The organism is Streptomyces sp. A0958 (genome assembly GCF_004795035.1).
Lineage (GTDB): Bacteria > Actinomycetota > Actinomycetes > Streptomycetales > Streptomycetaceae > Streptomyces.
Genome location: NZ_SSBK01000027.1, coordinates 77,415 through 91,169, shown reverse-complemented (window position 1 = coordinate 91,169; position 13,755 = coordinate 77,415). Strand labels below are relative to the sequence as shown.

Annotated in this window: 13 protein-coding genes; 3 read left to right on the top strand and 10 right to left on the bottom strand. The window is 72.6% G+C overall.

Features of this window, described 5'->3' with window-relative positions; translation table 11 throughout:
• Positions 1-34: 34 nt before the first annotated feature.
• Positions 35-265 carry a DUF6296 family protein gene (locus tag E6P78_RS24005; RefSeq protein WP_136205703.1) on the bottom strand — a complete coding sequence of 77 codons (231 nt, stop codon included), beginning with the start codon at positions 263-265 and terminating at the stop codon, positions 35-37.
• Between the two features lie 200 nt (positions 266-465).
• Between E6P78_RS24005 and E6P78_RS24000 the strand changes: the two genes are divergently transcribed.
• Positions 466-933: a DUF5709 domain-containing protein gene (locus tag E6P78_RS24000; RefSeq protein WP_136205702.1), complete on the top strand. Its 468-nt coding sequence runs from the start codon at positions 466-468 to the stop codon at positions 931-933.
• Positions 934-1,092: 159 nt separating this feature from the next.
• On the top strand, positions 1,093-1,455 hold the full coding sequence (locus tag E6P78_RS23995) for a nuclear transport factor 2 family protein (RefSeq protein ID WP_136205701.1): 363 nt from the start codon (positions 1,093-1,095) through the stop codon (positions 1,453-1,455).
• Positions 1,456-1,705: 250 nt separating this feature from the next.
• Here the strand turns inward: E6P78_RS23995 and E6P78_RS23990 are convergent, their stop codons facing one another.
• From E6P78_RS23990 to E6P78_RS23965, 6 genes are all read right to left on the bottom strand, one after another.
• Positions 1,706-3,091, bottom strand: a complete 1,386-nt coding sequence (locus E6P78_RS23990) for an LLM class flavin-dependent oxidoreductase (protein ID WP_136205700.1) — start codon at positions 3,089-3,091, stop codon at positions 1,706-1,708.
• A complete protein-coding gene (locus tag E6P78_RS23985; protein ID WP_136205699.1) occupies positions 3,075-3,917 on the bottom strand; it encodes an ABC transporter ATP-binding protein in 843 nt (280 codons plus the stop codon). Before E6P78_RS23985 ends, E6P78_RS23990 begins: the two co-directional genes overlap by 17 nt.
• Positions 3,893-4,774, bottom strand: coding sequence for an ABC transporter permease (locus E6P78_RS23980; RefSeq protein ID WP_136205698.1), 882 nt, complete (start codon positions 4,772-4,774; stop codon positions 3,893-3,895). Before E6P78_RS23980 ends, E6P78_RS23985 begins: the two co-directional genes overlap by 25 nt.
• Complete coding sequence (locus tag E6P78_RS23975) at positions 4,771-5,838, bottom strand: ABC transporter substrate-binding protein (RefSeq protein ID WP_136205697.1); 1,068 nt, start codon at positions 5,836-5,838, stop codon at positions 4,771-4,773. Before E6P78_RS23975 ends, E6P78_RS23980 begins: the two co-directional genes overlap by 4 nt.
• 34 nt (positions 5,839-5,872) lie before the next feature.
• Complete coding sequence (locus E6P78_RS23970; RefSeq protein ID WP_136205696.1) at positions 5,873-6,397, bottom strand: flavin reductase family protein; 525 nt, start codon at positions 6,395-6,397, stop codon at positions 5,873-5,875.
• A 394-nt stretch (positions 6,398-6,791) separates the two neighbouring features.
• Entirely contained in the window at positions 6,792-8,060 is a 1,269-nt protein-coding gene (locus tag E6P78_RS23965; protein WP_136205695.1) for an ROK family transcriptional regulator, read from the bottom strand.
• Positions 8,061-8,746: 686 nt separating this feature from the next.
• On the opposite strand from E6P78_RS23965, the gene E6P78_RS23960 reads away from it, so the two are divergent.
• Entirely contained in the window at positions 8,747-11,176 is a 2,430-nt protein-coding gene (locus E6P78_RS23960) for an endonuclease/exonuclease/phosphatase family protein (RefSeq protein ID WP_136205694.1), read from the top strand.
• 18 nt (positions 11,177-11,194) lie between these two features.
• Here E6P78_RS23960 and E6P78_RS23955 read toward each other — a convergent pair whose 3' ends face one another.
• The 3 genes from E6P78_RS23955 to E6P78_RS23945 are packed head-to-tail and all read right to left on the bottom strand — an operon-like array spanning position 11,195 to position 13,615.
• Complete coding sequence (locus E6P78_RS23955) at positions 11,195-12,115, bottom strand: alpha/beta fold hydrolase (protein WP_136205693.1); 921 nt, start codon at positions 12,113-12,115, stop codon at positions 11,195-11,197.
• 22 nt (positions 12,116-12,137) lie between these two features.
• Entirely contained in the window at positions 12,138-13,385 is a 1,248-nt protein-coding gene (locus tag E6P78_RS23950; RefSeq protein ID WP_136205692.1) for a beta-ketoacyl-[acyl-carrier-protein] synthase family protein, read from the bottom strand.
• Positions 13,382-13,615, bottom strand: coding sequence for an acyl carrier protein (locus E6P78_RS23945; protein ID WP_168712690.1), 234 nt, complete (start codon positions 13,613-13,615; stop codon positions 13,382-13,384). Before E6P78_RS23945 ends, E6P78_RS23950 begins: the two co-directional genes overlap by 4 nt.
• Positions 13,616-13,755: the final 140 nt, after the last annotated feature.

Sequence of the window (13,755 nt, the reverse complement as noted above, 5' to 3'; positions counted from 1 at the left end):
CGCCCCGGGGGCGGTAATGGGGTTCTCGGCCGTTTCACGCGGCCTGTTCGCGCACCACCGATGGCGTTCCGAGACGCTGATGGCCGCCGCTGGCGAGCATGCGCACCTCCGCGTGGTCGCTGATCTCGGCGCGGACGATGCCGGTCTCGTCCTCGTAGACGGGGTGTCCGCCCGCTCCGCTCTGTGCCGTCCGGTGGACGGTCACCGTGTCGTCCTCAACCGCGGACGACTGGAACACGAGCTGGTAGTTCTCCGGATAATCCATGACGCGCTCTCCAGACGACCTCTCCTGGCCCCTCGTGGCCGGCCCGTCGTGCGGGCTCCCTGCTGGTGCCCCCGGACCGGCCTGCACTGTCCATGGTCGCGCACACCTCACCCGAATGCAGGCGCACCCGGCGCACCCTGCGGGGCCGGGCACAGGCTGCCTATGCTGAAGGGGAGCCCCGTCACGGGAAGGGAAGCGCCATGGATGATGCCGACCGGGGCGACGACGTCTATCAGCCCCAGCCGCAGTCGCAGGCCTCCGACCCCGTCGAGCAGCTGGACACGGAGGACACCCTCGACGACGTGGAGCTCGACGACGTGCTCGACCGGGGGTATTCGCCGCCCGAGCGGCCGTGGGCGGTGCAGGACCTGCGCACCACCGCGGCCGAGCAGCAGCGGGGCGAGCCCCTGGAGGAGCGGCTGGCGCGCGAGCTGCCCGAGGACGGCACTCCGCGCGGGGACGGGGTGGGCGATGTCGTGGACGGGGACGGCGAGCCCTGGGACCGCGAGGTCGGCACCGTACGCGCCGGGCGGCTCACCCGGGACCTGGATCTGAACGAGCCGGACAGCATGGCGGGCGAGGACGTCGGGATCGACGGCGCGGCGGCCTCCGCCGAGGAAGCCGCCATGCACGTCATCGCGGACGGCGGCGACCAGACCCGGGTGTAGCGCCCGTCCGGCGGATCTTCGTGGAGCAGCCCGCGGCGTCGCCCCCGGTTCCCCTTACCCCGGAGGTAATCGACGCCCCGCGCGCCGTCGGACATCGTGTTCCTCACGAGCACAGCGCTCCCGGCCCACCGGCCGGGGGCCCGATGAGAGGACTCCACGATGACCGCGTACGACGACGCCGTGCAGCGCTACTTCGCCGCCTGGAACGCCGCTCCCGAGGAGCTGGAGAAGGCCGTCGCCGCGGCGTTCACCGACGATGCCACGTACACCGATCCGCTGGCCGACGTCCGGGGCCACGAGCAGCTGGCGGCCGCCATCGCCGGTGCGCGGCAGCAGTTCCCCGGGTTCACCTTCCGCCCGGCCGGGGCGGTGGACGGGCACCACGCCCTGGTCCGCTTCAGCTGGGAGCTGGTCGCCCCCGACGGCTCGGCGCCCGTCGCCGGTTCGGACGTGGTCGCCCTCACCGACGACGGGCTGATCAGCTCGGTCAGCGGCTTCCTGGACCGGGTGCCGGCCGCCTGATCACGCGCCGGGGGTGCGCACGGCGGCGGGGCCGGGCCGGAGCCTGGTGGACCAGGTCGAAGAGGGCCCCCAGGGTCTGCCGCCGAACAGGTGCGCCTCCTACGGGACCACGTCCAGCCGGCGGCGGTCACGGCGGCGCCGAATGCCATGAGGTGATCGGTGCGCTACCGCAGGCAGTAGCCCGGCGGCCGCCGCGCCCAGCCGGGCGGCGGCCGCCGGACCCTACCGGTCTGCGGAGTCGGACAGTCCGTCACCGGGCCTCCGCGAGACCGATACCGAAGTGGCCTTCGCCCAGGTCGACTTCGTCGAAGAGGCGGTTGGCGGGGCGGGGCAGCCCGTAGTGCCCGCGCAGGGTGCTCGCGGTGTACTCGGTGCGGAACAGGCCGCGCTCCTGGAGGATCGGCACCACCCGGTCCACGAAGACCTCCAGGCCGGAGGGGAGGACGGCGGGCATGATGTTGAAGCCGTCGGCGGCCCCGCTCCCGTACCAGTGCTCGATGGTGTCGGCGACCTGCTCGGCGGTGCCGGCGAAGGTGCGGTGGCCGCGTCCGCCGCCGAGCCGTCCGATGAGCTGCCGCACGGTCAGCTTCTCGCGCCTGGCCAGCTCCACGATGAGCGTGTAGCGGCTCTTGGCGCCCTCGATCTCGTCCTCGGTGGGGATGTCCTCGGGGAGTTGCGCGTCCAGGTCGAGGTCGTCGGGGGCGATCTTCAGCCGCTGGGCGAGCTGCCGCTTGGCGTACTCGGGGACGATGAGGCCTTCCAGTTCGGCGTCGAGCGCCAGCGCCTCGGCCTCGGTGTCGCCGATGACGGGCACGATGCCGGGCAGGATCTTGATGCTGTCCGGGTTGCGGCCGACGGCCCGGGCGCGCTCCTTGACGTCCTTGTAGAACGCGATGCCCTCCTCCAGCGTCTGCTGGGCGGTGAACACCGCCTCGGCGTACCGGGCCGCGAAGTCCTTGCCGTCCTCGCTGGACCCGGCCTGCACGAGCAACGGGTAGCCCTGCGGGGGGCGTTGGACGTTCAGCGGGCCGTCGACCCGGAAGAACTCGCCGCGGTGCCCGATCTGCCGCACCCGCTCGGCCAGGGCGTGCACGCCGCGATCCTTGTCGGCGATCACCGCGTCGTCGGCCCAACTGTCCCAGAGCTTGGTGGACACCTCGACGAACTCGCCGGCGCGCCGGTAGCGGTCGTGGTGCAGCGGGGTGTCGTCCAGGCCGAAGTTGCGGGCCGCGTCGGCGCCCGCGGTGGTGACGATGTTCCAGCCGGCCCGGCCGCCCGAGACGTGGTCCAGCGAGGCGAACCTGCGGGCCAGGTTGTACGGCTCGTTGTAGCTGGTCGACGCGGTGGCGATGAGGCCGATGTGGCGGGTGGCGCCGGCGAGCGCGGTGAGCAGGACGGTGGGTTCCAGCTTGGCCGCGGGCCGGCGTCCGGGATCGCCCATCAGGACGGGGCTGTCGGCGAGGAACAGGGAGTCCAGCCTGCCGCGTTCCGCGATCCTGGCGAGGTTCTTGTAGTGCTCGATGTCGGAGTCGGCCCCGGCCGGGCTCTCGGGCAGCCGCCAGGACGCCTCGTGGTGGCCGGTGGACATGAGGAAGGCGTTGAGGTGGAGCTGCTTGCGGTCAGACGTGCGGGCCATGGGAGTCCTTCGCTTCGGTACGGGGGTGGAGGTGCTGGGGCTGGGGCTGCGTCTGGGGCTGGGGCTGGGCGACCCCGAGCGCGGTGAGCAGGGTGTCGCGGTACTCCTGGAACCGGGGGTCGCGGCGGGAGCGCGGGGTCGGCAGGTCGACGGTGAGGTCGACGGAGATCCGGCCGTCCTCCAGGACCAGGACCCGGTCCGCGAGTTCGACGGCCTCGTCGACGTCGTGGGTGACCAGGAGGACCGCGGGGCGGTGCCGTTCGTGGAGTTCGCGCAGCAGGTCGTGCATCTTGATCCGGGTCAGCGCGTCCAGGGCGCCGAACGGCTCGTCGGCGAGCAGGAGTCCGGGTTCGCGGACCAGGGCGCGGGCGAGGGCGGCGCGCTGCTGTTCGCCGCCGGACAGCTCGTGCGGCCAGGAGCGGTCGCGGCCCGCCAGGCCGACCTCGGCCAGGGCGGTGAGGCCGCGTTGCCGGGCCCTCGGGCCGCGCAGCCCGAGGGTGACGTTGTCGATCAGCCGGAGCCACGGCAGCAGCCGGGAGTCCTGGAAGGAGAGCGAGACCCGGTCGGGGACGGTGAGTTCGCCGGAGCCCTCGACGGTGTGGTCGAGGCGGGCGACGGCCCGCAGCAGGGTGGACTTGCCGGAACCGCTGCGGCCGAGCAGTGCGGTGAACTCGCCGGGGGCGACGGTGAGGTCGAGTCCCTTGAGGATGTCGCGGTCGCCGAACCGGCGGACCAGGTCGCGGGTGCGGATGGCGGGGCGCCGGTCGAGCGCCGTCGCACCGGGCGGGGTGCGGGGGCCGGTCAGCCCGCCAGGGTGCGTCGCCATGACAGGACCTTCCTCTCTACGGCGCGTACCGCCGCGTCCGACGCGAAGCCGAAGATCCCGTAGGCCACCAGGCCGACGATGATCACGTCGGACTGGGCGTACTGCTGGGCCTGGAACATCATGTAGCCGATGCCGCTGGTGGCGTTGATCTGCTCGACGACGATCAGCCCGAGCCACGAGGCGGTGACGCCGAGGCGCAGCCCGACGAAGAAGCCGGGCAGCGAGCCGGGTACGACGACCTTGCGGATGAACTGCGCCCGGCTCAGGTCGAGCCCTTCGGCGAGTTCGACGTACCGGCTGTCGATGCCGGTGAGCGAGGCGTACGTGTTGACGTACATGCTCACCGCGACGCCGAGCGCGATCACGGTGACCTTCATCTGCTCCCCGATGCCGAGCCAGAGGATCAGCAGCGGGAGCATGGCCAGGGACGGGATGGCGCGCTTGATCTGGAGCGGGCCGTCCAGGAGGTATTCGCCGGTGCGGCTCAGTCCGGCGGCGACGGCGAGGACGACCCCGGCACTCACGCCGAAGATCAGGCCGAGTCCGGCGCGCTGGAGCGAGATGAGGACGTTCTCCTGGAGGCGTCCACTGGAGACGAGGTCGGAGGCGGTGGACAGGACCGTGCCGGGCCCGGACAGAATCCGGGGGTCGAGGTAGCCGATGGCGGAGGCGAACCACCACAGGGCGATGACCAGCACCGGGCCGATCAGCCGCCCGAAGGGGATGGCACGGCCGGGGCCCAGCCGTCTGCGGGCCGCCCTCGGGGCGGGTGCGGGCGCCTGTGTGTCCTTCTTCGCGGGTGCGGCGGCCGTGCTGACCGGTCCGGTGGTGCGGGTGTTCGTCAGCAGCTCGGTCATGACGTCTCCCGGTACTGGGCGGGTACGGCCTCGGCCGCCAGCCCCTCGAAGCGGCGGTCGAACAGCTCGGCGGCGTCCTGCTCCGGTACGAATCCGCCGGCGGCCATCAGGTCGGCGGTCTCCTGTTCCCAGGCGATGGCCTTGTCCCAGCCGACCGGGAACTGCGGTTTGCGGAGCGAGGCGACGATCCGCTTGCCGTCCTCCCCGGAGACGCCCTGGTCCTTCACGTAGTACGTGTCGATCCACTCGTCGGTGTTCTCCCAGGCCCAGACCTGGCCCCGGGCCCACAGCGGGATGAAGCTGCGGACGGCCGCCACCTTGCTCCGGTCGTTCAGCACCTCGTTGGGCGCCCAGAGCACCGTGAGCAGGTCCACGACGTCGGTCTTCACACCGCGCGCCCCGTCCTTGCCGTACTGGGTGAGGTACTTGGTGAGGGTGGGTTCGCCCAGCGGGGCGACGTCGACCTGCTTGGACTGCAGGGCGGTGAGGAACTGGGTGCTGGGCAGGGCGACCAGTTCCACGTCCTTGTTGGCGATGCCCGCCTGTTTCAGCGCCCTCAGGACGACGACGCCCTGGGCCTGGCCCTGGGAGAAGCCGATCTTCCTGCCCCGGAAGTCGGCGACGGACCGGATGTCCGAGCCGGGCGCGGTGGCGAAGACGTACGAGGGGCTGTTCCGCACCTGCACCGCGACGATCTTCGCTTCGACATCGATGGCGCGGGCCTGGATCGGGGGAATTCCGGCGTTGACGGCCAGGTCGATGGAATGCGCCCGGAATCCCTGGATGATATCGGGGCCCGCACTCAGATTGGGCCATTGGGAAACAGTGAAAGGCAGGTCCTTATCCAGCCCCGCGGGGCCGAGTTGGAGATGCGTCGTGCGGACGGCTATGGAGAGTTTCGTGCCTGGGGGTGGCGCCCCGGAAGGGAGTTTTCCGGCCGGTTCGGCGCTCGCCGCGGACGAGGCCTGCGGTGAGCAGGCGGCGAGCGTGCCGATGAGCGCTCCGCCGGTGAGGGCGAGGAACGACCTGCGGCCGACCGGCCGGTGCGTGTGGTGGCGTGACATGGGTGATCCCTGATCTTTGGGCGCCCGGGGGCGGTCAGAGTGAGTGGTAGGCGCCGTCGTGGAAGAGCAGCGGGCTGCGGCCCTCGTCGAGCCAGGCGTCCACCACCCGGGCGATGACGATGCGGTGGTCGCCGGCCGGGACGATCTGCTCGATCTCCACCCGCAGCCCTCCGGCCACCCCGTCGAGCGTCGGCTCGCCCCCGGGCAGGCGGTGCCAGCGGGTGGGGGCGGCGAAGCGGTCGACGCCGCTGGTCGCGAACGTGCTGGCCAGGGTCTGCTGTTCGGCGCCGAGGAAGTGCACGACGGCCGTAAGGGCCTGCTCGAAGTGCGGCCACGACGAGGTGGTGGTCCCGATGCCGAAGGAGATCAGCGGCGGGTCGAGGGAGAGCGAGGTGAGCGAGGTCGCGGTGAAGCCGACGGGCCCGCGGCCCGCGTCGGCGGTGATGACGACGACCCCGGCGGGGTAGCGGCGGAACGCCTGCTTGAAACGGTCGGGGGCGATCCCCGCAGGGGCGGGGGCTGCGGCCGGAGCCGCGTACGAGGGCACAGTGACGGTCATCGTCTCTCCCGTGATGGAAAGTCGGAAAGGGGGGAGGCAGGGCAGAAACTGCCTGGGGTGCGCGGTGATGCGTATTTCCATGCGCATGGAAATGTTCACGGAAATGCTCATGTAAATGCGCATAAAAATACGAAAGGCGAGGCGCGTGGCGGCGCGGAACGTTCGCCGAATTTCAGCGGGTGTTTACCTGGTACCCGGACAGCGGCCGCGACACAGCAGCCGGTCGGCCGCGGGCGCCGGCGCGGACGAGCGGAAGGGGTGCGTCACCGAGGACGCTTTCCCTGAATTCCGCTGTCGGCTGGTCATGAATCCATCATCCCGTCGGGGTTCGCACCCGGTCAACAATGCAACTGACTGAATTAAGTCGGATTATGGGACAGTCCTTATGGCGGGTTCAGGACACCGCGGGCAGCGCGGGCCAGTGCCCCAGCGGGTCCGTGTACAGCGAGCCGAGGGCCACCGCGCCGCCCGCCGTGGCCAGCACCGAGCCGGTGAAGCTGCTCGGCACCACGGCCCGCTCGGGGTCGTCGCACACCCAGGAGCGCTCCCCCACCTCCGCGCGCAGATCGGCCAGACACTCCGGTATCCGGCCGGTCCCCGGCTCGACCACGACAAGCACCTCCGGGTCGAACATGTCCAGCAGCAGGGCCGCGGCCCGCCCCACCAGCCGGGCACGGCGGCGGAACAGCTCCACCGCCAGCGCGTCCCCGGCCAGCGCCCGGGCCAGCAGCTCCGGGAAGGAACCGGTGACCAGCCCCTGGGCGGCGGCGCGCCGCACCATGGCCCGCTCGGAGACCTCCGACTGGAGGCAGCCGGTCCGCCCGCAGGAGCACGGCTCCGCACCGCCCGATCCCCCGGCGTCCAGCGGCAGATGGGCGACGCTGCCCGCCCCCGAGCGCGGGCCCCGGTGCATGGCTCCCTCGGTCGCGAAGGCGGCGTCCACGACGGCGCCCACGAAGAGCAGGACGGTGCTGGCGCGGGTCGACTCCTGGCCGAACAGCTGCTCGGCGCGGGCCAGGGCGCGGGAGTGGCTGTCCACGTGGACCGGTAGTCCGGTCGCGGCGGCGAGCAGGTCGCGGGCCGGGACGTCGCGCCAGCCCAGCTGCGGGTGCGCCACGATCACGCCGCTCGCCGGGTCGACGCGGTGGCCGGTGGCCAGGCCGAGGGCGAGGACGGTGCGGCCGCCGGCGTGCGCGGCCACCAGCCGGGGCAGCCGGGCCGCGAGTCCGGCGAGCAGGCGGTGGGGTTCGGTGGTGCGGTGCGGCTGCCGGTCCTCGGCGACGATCCGGCCGCGCAGGTCCATCAGCGAGAGGGTGGAGTGGGCGACGGCGATGTGGGCCCCGGCCACCAGATAGGTCCCGGTGTCGACCTCGACGGGGATGTGCGGCCGGCCGAGCCCCCTGGGCCCGGCGGTCTCGGCGCTCTGCCGGACCAGGCCCCGGGCGAGCAGCCGGCCGACGTGCCCGCTGACGGAGGCGGGCGAGAGGCCGGTGAGGCGGGCGACGGTGGACCGGGCGACCGGGCCGTGGTCGAGGATCGCACCGAAGACGGAGCCGGTGCCGGTGGGGCGGCGGCCGGGGTCCGGGGCGGGTATGTCGGCGCGGCGCAGCGGGCCGGTACGGGGTTCGCGGGGGCGGCGGGCGGGGGCGGACGGACTCTTCACCGGGTACCTCCGAGGATGCCCCGGCCTTCAGGCCAGGAAGGAAACGGACTCCTGCGGAGCAGGACAGGGAAAAGGGTTTCGCCCCAGGGGCGAAAGACCGCTGCTTCGGTCGGACAAGTTGCGCGCCGTGCGTGGCGGGAACCAAGCGCGTACACCGTGCTGATCGAGAACCAAGACAGCACACGGACCTCCCAGCTCTGCTGTACGAACCCGGGCTGGTCTCAACCCGGCCGGTGCTGATCGTGGAAGACCTGCCGGGCCGCCGATCCGCAGGCGACGTGAGCCAGGAATCCCCCTGCTTCAGCTGGGGGAGGACGTCGAAGTGTCTTCCAGGTCCTCTCGGGGCGGCGATGGGCGCGGTGTCTGCTCGGCACGCGGCTCGAACACGGGGCTCGGGAACCGGAAGGCGATGGTCCGGGCCGGCGCGGGCGTGGCGCCTCAGGCGCGGTGACACACGGCGGAGCACACACGCTTCAGGTCGATGTGACCCCGCGTCGTCAGGTGTGCGGATCGCTGCATGCCGCGCAACGTAGCCGGAGCGGCGCAACCCGGTCAAACCATCGCCGCATCATGGACAGCCCCGCTCACGACCGAACGTTTTCCGGAATTCACCTCTGATGCCTTGTCATGGCCCGTTCTACGCGCATAGCTTGTGCTCCCTCACCACACTCTGAGGGGCAGTCTCCGTGCGCATATCCACACCCCGTTCCGTCCTGCTGGCCGGCGCGGTAGCCGTGACGCTCTCGGCGACCGCGCTGCCCGCCGCCTTCGCGGCCCCGTCGTCGACCGCCGTGATCTCCGAGGTGTACGGGGGCGGCGGGAACTCCGGTGCGACGCTCACCCGTGACTTCATCGAGCTGGCCAACGCCGGCTCCGCCGCGTACGACCTGTCCGGCTTCAGCGTCCAGTACCTGCCCGGCGCTCCGTCGGCGGGCTCGCAGTGGCAGGTCTCGGCGCTGACCGGTTCGGTCGCGCCGGGCGGCCGCTATCTCGTCGCCGAGTCGGCGGGCACCGGCGGTACGGTCGCCCTGCCCACCCCGGACGCCACCGGCACCGTAGCGATGTCCGCCGCGAGCGGCACCGTCGCCCTGGTCTCCGGGACCACCCCGCTGACCTGCAAAACGGCCGCCGACTGCGCCGCCGACACCCGCATCGTCGACCTGGTCGGCTACGGCACCGCCGTCGTCCGGGAGGGCGGCGGACCGGCCACGGGCGCCTCCGCCACCGCCTCCGTTGCGCGCGCCGCCTCGCTCGCGGACACCGACGACAACGCCGCCGACCTCACCGCCGCTCCCCCCACCCCGGTCAACGCGGCCGGGGAGACGTCGGGCGGCGGCGAGGACCCCGGCGACCCGGGCAACCCGACCGAGCCCGGCACCGTGCGCGTGCACGACATCCAGGGCACCACCCGGGTCTCCCCGCTGGACGGGCGGGCCGTCACCGGGGTGCCCGGTGTCGTCACGGCGGTGCGTACCTCGGGTTCGCGCGGGTTCTGGATTCAGGACACCGCCCCGGACGCCGACCCGCGCACCGCGGAGGGCGTCCTCGTCTACACCGGCTCCGCCGCCCCGGCCGTCTCGGTGGGCGACTCGGTGCTGGTCAGCGGCACGGTGGACGAGTACTACCCGTCGACCACCACCCAGTCCGTCACCGAGATCACCTCGCCCAGGGTCACGGTCCTGTCCTCCGGCAACGCGCTGCCCGCGCCGGTGGTGCTGAACGCGGCGGCGGTGCCCTCGCGGTACGTCCCGTCGGCCGGGGGCGGCTCCATCGACGCGCTGCCCCTGGAGCCGTCGAAGTACGCCCTGGACCTTTACGAGTCCCTGGAGGGCACCCGGGTCCGGATCGCCGACACCCGGGTGACGGGTGCGACGACCGCGTACGGCGAGGTGTGGGTGACGGTAGAGCCGAAGCAGAACCCGACCAGGCGCGGCGGCACGCTGTACTCCTCGTACACCGACCAGAACGCCGGCCGGCTCAAGGTCATGTCGCTGGACCCGGGCAAGGCCGTGCCCACCGCGAACGTGGGTGACGTGCTGTCCGGCACCACCTCCGGCGTCCTGGACTACGACTCCTACGGCGGCTACAACGTCCAGGCCACCCAGCTCGGCAAGCTCATCGACCACCACCTGCGCCGCGAGGTCACCCGGAAGCAGAAGGGCAAGGAGCTCGCCGTCGCCACGTACAACGTGGAGAACCTCGACGCGCTCGACGAGCAGGCGAAGTTCGACACCCTGGCCGAGGGCGTCGCCGTCAACCTCTCCTCCCCCGACATCGTGTCCCTGGAGGAGATCCAGGACGACAACGGCGCGGTCAACGACGGCACGGTCGGCTCCGAGGCGACGCTGAAGCGGTTCACGGACGCGATCGTCGCGGCGGGCGGCCCCCGCTACTCCTGGCGCTATGTCGCCCCGCAGGACGGCAAGGACGGCGGCGAGCCCGGCGGCAACATCCGTAACGTCTTCCTTTTCAACCCCAAGCGTGTCGACTTCGTGGACCGCCCGGGTGGCGACGCGACGACACCCGTCGCGGCCGTGCGGACGAAGAAGGGGGCCACCCTGTCGGTGTCGCCCGGCCGGATCGCCCCCGCCAGTGCCGCCTGGGACGACAGCCGCAAGCCGCTGGTCGGCGAGTTCCGCTTCCGCGGCGAGCCGGTCTTCGTCGTCGGCAACCACTTCGCGTCCAAGGGCGGCGACCAGCCCCTGCACGGCCGCTACCAGGAGCCGGTGCGCAGCTCGGAGACCAAGCGCGTGCAGCAGGCGAAGGAGGTCAACACCTTCGTCAAGTCGCTGCTCGCCGCGGACAGGTCGGCCCGGGTCGTGGTCCTCGGTGACCTCAACGACTTCGCCTTCTCGCCCACCGTGGGCGCGCTGACCGCGGGCAAGGTCCTCAAGCCGCTGATCACCACGCTGCCGAAGAACGAGCAGTACAGCTATGTGTACGAGGGCAACTCGCAGACCCTCGACCACATCCTGACCAGCCCGGGTGTGCGCCGCTTCGACTACGACGTGGTGCACATCAACGCGGAGTTCGCCGACCAGGCGAGCGACCACGACCCGCAGGTCGTGCGGCTGGACGTGAACGCCCCGGACCACGGGCACCACGGCCACCGCTGATCCGGGCGGGCGGGCGGCTCAGCCGCCCGCCCGTGGCAGCGCCGGTCCTGCCGCGCCCGCACGCGGGCGCGGCAGCGAGCCGAGCGGCCGCAGCGCGGGGGCGGCCTCCAGCGGCCGGTCCGTGACGAAGCGGGCCACCAGGTCCGCCACGTCGTCGGCGCGTTCCAGGACGACCCAGTGGTCGGACTCCCCGATGGTCAGGAAGCGGCTGCCCTCGATCGTGGCCGCGAAGGCGCGCTGGCGCGGCGGCGAGGTCACGGTGTCGTGCTCGCCCGCGAAGACGAGCGCGGGCACCCCGCTCAGCCCGCCGGAGAAGTCGGGCCGGTGGTCCAGCGCCCGGCGCAGCGACCGCTCGGCGTGCGGGGAGTGCGTGAGCGCGTGCACGAAGGACCGGCGCACGTAGCGCAGGGCGAGTTCCCTGCGGTGGACGGTGCGCTGCGGGTCCAGGCACATCAGCACCTCGGCCGTCAGGCGGGCCAGCCCTTCCACATCCCCGGTCTCCAGCCGGTCGACCGCCCGGCTCCAGTGGTCGCGCTGGGCCCGGCTGATGTGCGCCGGTACGCCGCCGAGGACCAGGCGGGCGATCCGCCCGGGGTCGCGCCGGGCGCAGCCGAAGGCGATCGACGCGCCGTAGGAGAAGCCGAAGATGTTGACCCGGTCCGCGCCCAGGTCGTCGATGATGCCGGTGACGGCGGCGTACAGGAGGTCGTCGCCGGTGCCGGGCGGCAGCGGGTCTGCGCCGCCCATGCCGGGCAGGTCGGCGGTGACGACGGTGGCGTGCGGGCCCAGGTGCTCGTCCATCTGCGGCCAGCCGTGCATCCCCTGGAGCGCGCCGCCGAGGACGACGACCGGTTCGGTGCGGGGCGCGGGCTGCGGCAGGACGCGGTAGCGGTAGCGCAGCCCGTCCACCGAGAGGGTCCGGATGATCTCGTCGGGCATGGTCATCGGTCCTTCGCGGTGGTCAGGCCCTGGTGAGGACGAGGGCGGCGTTGTGGCCCCCGAAGCCGAGCGAGGTCTTGACGGCGGCGTCGAACGCCGCCGGCCTGGCCTCCTTGCTCACCACGTCGACCGGAATGTCCGGGTCGGGGGCGTCGAGGTTGACGGTGGGCGGGACGAGCCGGTGCTGGAGGGCGAGAACGGTCAGCGCGGTCTCGATGCCGCCCGCGGCGCCCAGGGTGTGGCCGGTCATCGCCTTGGTGGAGGTGACGAGGGGGTGCTCGCCCAGGACCCGGCGCAGCATGGTCGCCTCGATCAGGTCGTTGGAGACGGTGGAGGTGCCGTGGGCGTTGACGTGGCCGATGTCGGCGGCGGAGGTCCCGGCGTCCGCGAGGGCGGTGCGCAGGGCCCGTTCGATGCCGAGGCCGTCGGGGTCGGGGGCGACGGCGGAGTAGGCGTCGCTGGAGGCTCCGTATCCGGCGATGTGGGCGCGGACGGTGGCGCCCCGGGCGCGGGCGTGCTCGGGGCGTTCCATGACGAGGAGTCCGGCGCCCTCGCCGACGACGAAGCCGTCGCGGTGGGTGTCGAACGGGCGGCAGGCCGCCTGGGGGTCGTCGCGGCGGGTGGAGACGGCCTTCAGCCGGCAGGCGCTGGCGATCAGGAGCCGGGAGCAGACCGATTCGGCGCCGCCGGCGACGACGATGTCGCAGGCCCCCGTGCGCAGCATCTGGTGGGCGGTGCCGATGGCGACGGTGCCGGAGGAGCAGGCGGTGGAGACGGCCTGGCTGGGGCCGTGTGCGCCGAGGTCGGTGGCGACGCTGCTGGCGGCGCCGTTGACGACGGCGAGCGGGGCGAGCTTGGGCGAGACGCGGCGGGCGCCGCGTTCGGTGAGGGCGGTGTGCTGTTCGTCGTAGAAGGGCAGGCCGCCGTGGGCGGAGCCGATGACGACGGCGACCCGGCCGCTGTCCCAGACTGCGGGGTCCAGGCCCGCGTCCGCGACGGCTTCGCGGGCCGCGATGACGGCGAGGTGCGAGAAGCGGTCCATGAGCCGGTGCGCGGCCACCCCGAGCACGGCCCGGGTGTCGAGGTCGGTGACGCTGTACATGAAGTCGCAGGGCAGCCCGCGCAGTTCGGCACGGTGCGGTACGCAGGGCGCGGCCGCGGGGTCGGTCACCGCGCGCCAGGTGGCCTCGGCCCCGACGCCCGCCGAGGTGACGAGCCCGATCCCGGTGACGGCCGCGGCGAAGGGCGGGAGGCGGTACGGGGCCGTCACGCGGCGGCCTTGCGATGCACGGCCTCGACCAGATGGCCGACCGTGTCGCGGGAGGTGAGCTGGACGTCGTCGAGGTCGATGCCGAGCCGGTCCTCGATGAGGAGCCGCAGTTCCTCCAGGGCGAGCGAGTCCAGGCGGAGCTGACGGAGCGGCACGTCGGGGCGGATCGCCACGGGGTCGGTTCCGAAGTTCGCCGTCAGCAAGGTCCTGATCTCGTCTGCCGTGCTCATGCTCATCGGGCACTTCTCCGCTGTCGTACGCGGTGACGCCTTGCCGCGTGAGATGTGAGTGCCATCGGGGACGCCGGCTGGTCCGGAGTTCTCTGTTATACGCCCTGGCGGCGGCGGGGCCGGTCCGCGTTCCCCCGTGC

Coding starts and splice junctions, on each gene's coding strand:
- E6P78_RS23990 (WP_136205700.1), bottom strand. CDS start 3,091: ATGGCCCGCACGTCTGACCGCAAGCAGCTCCACCTCAACGCCTTCCTC.
- E6P78_RS23970 (WP_136205696.1), bottom strand. CDS start 6,397: ATGACCGTCACTGTGCCCTCGTACGCGGCTCCGGCCGCAGCCCCCGCC.
- E6P78_RS23995 (WP_136205701.1), top strand. CDS start 1,093: ATGACCGCGTACGACGACGCCGTGCAGCGCTACTTCGCCGCCTGGAAC.
- E6P78_RS24000 (WP_136205702.1), top strand. CDS start 466: ATGGATGATGCCGACCGGGGCGACGACGTCTATCAGCCCCAGCCGCAG.
- E6P78_RS23955 (WP_136205693.1), bottom strand. CDS start 12,115: ATGCCCGACGAGATCATCCGGACCCTCTCGGTGGACGGGCTGCGCTAC.
- E6P78_RS24005 (WP_136205703.1), bottom strand. CDS start 265: ATGGATTATCCGGAGAACTACCAGCTCGTGTTCCAGTCGTCCGCGGTT.
- E6P78_RS23985 (WP_136205699.1), bottom strand. CDS start 3,917: ATGGCGACGCACCCTGGCGGGCTGACCGGCCCCCGCACCCCGCCCGGT.
- E6P78_RS23980 (WP_136205698.1), bottom strand. CDS start 4,774: ATGACCGAGCTGCTGACGAACACCCGCACCACCGGACCGGTCAGCACG.
- E6P78_RS23945 (WP_168712690.1), bottom strand. CDS start 13,615: ATGAGCACGGCAGACGAGATCAGGACCTTGCTGACGGCGAACTTCGGA.
- E6P78_RS23975 (WP_136205697.1), bottom strand. CDS start 5,838: ATGTCACGCCACCACACGCACCGGCCGGTCGGCCGCAGGTCGTTCCTC.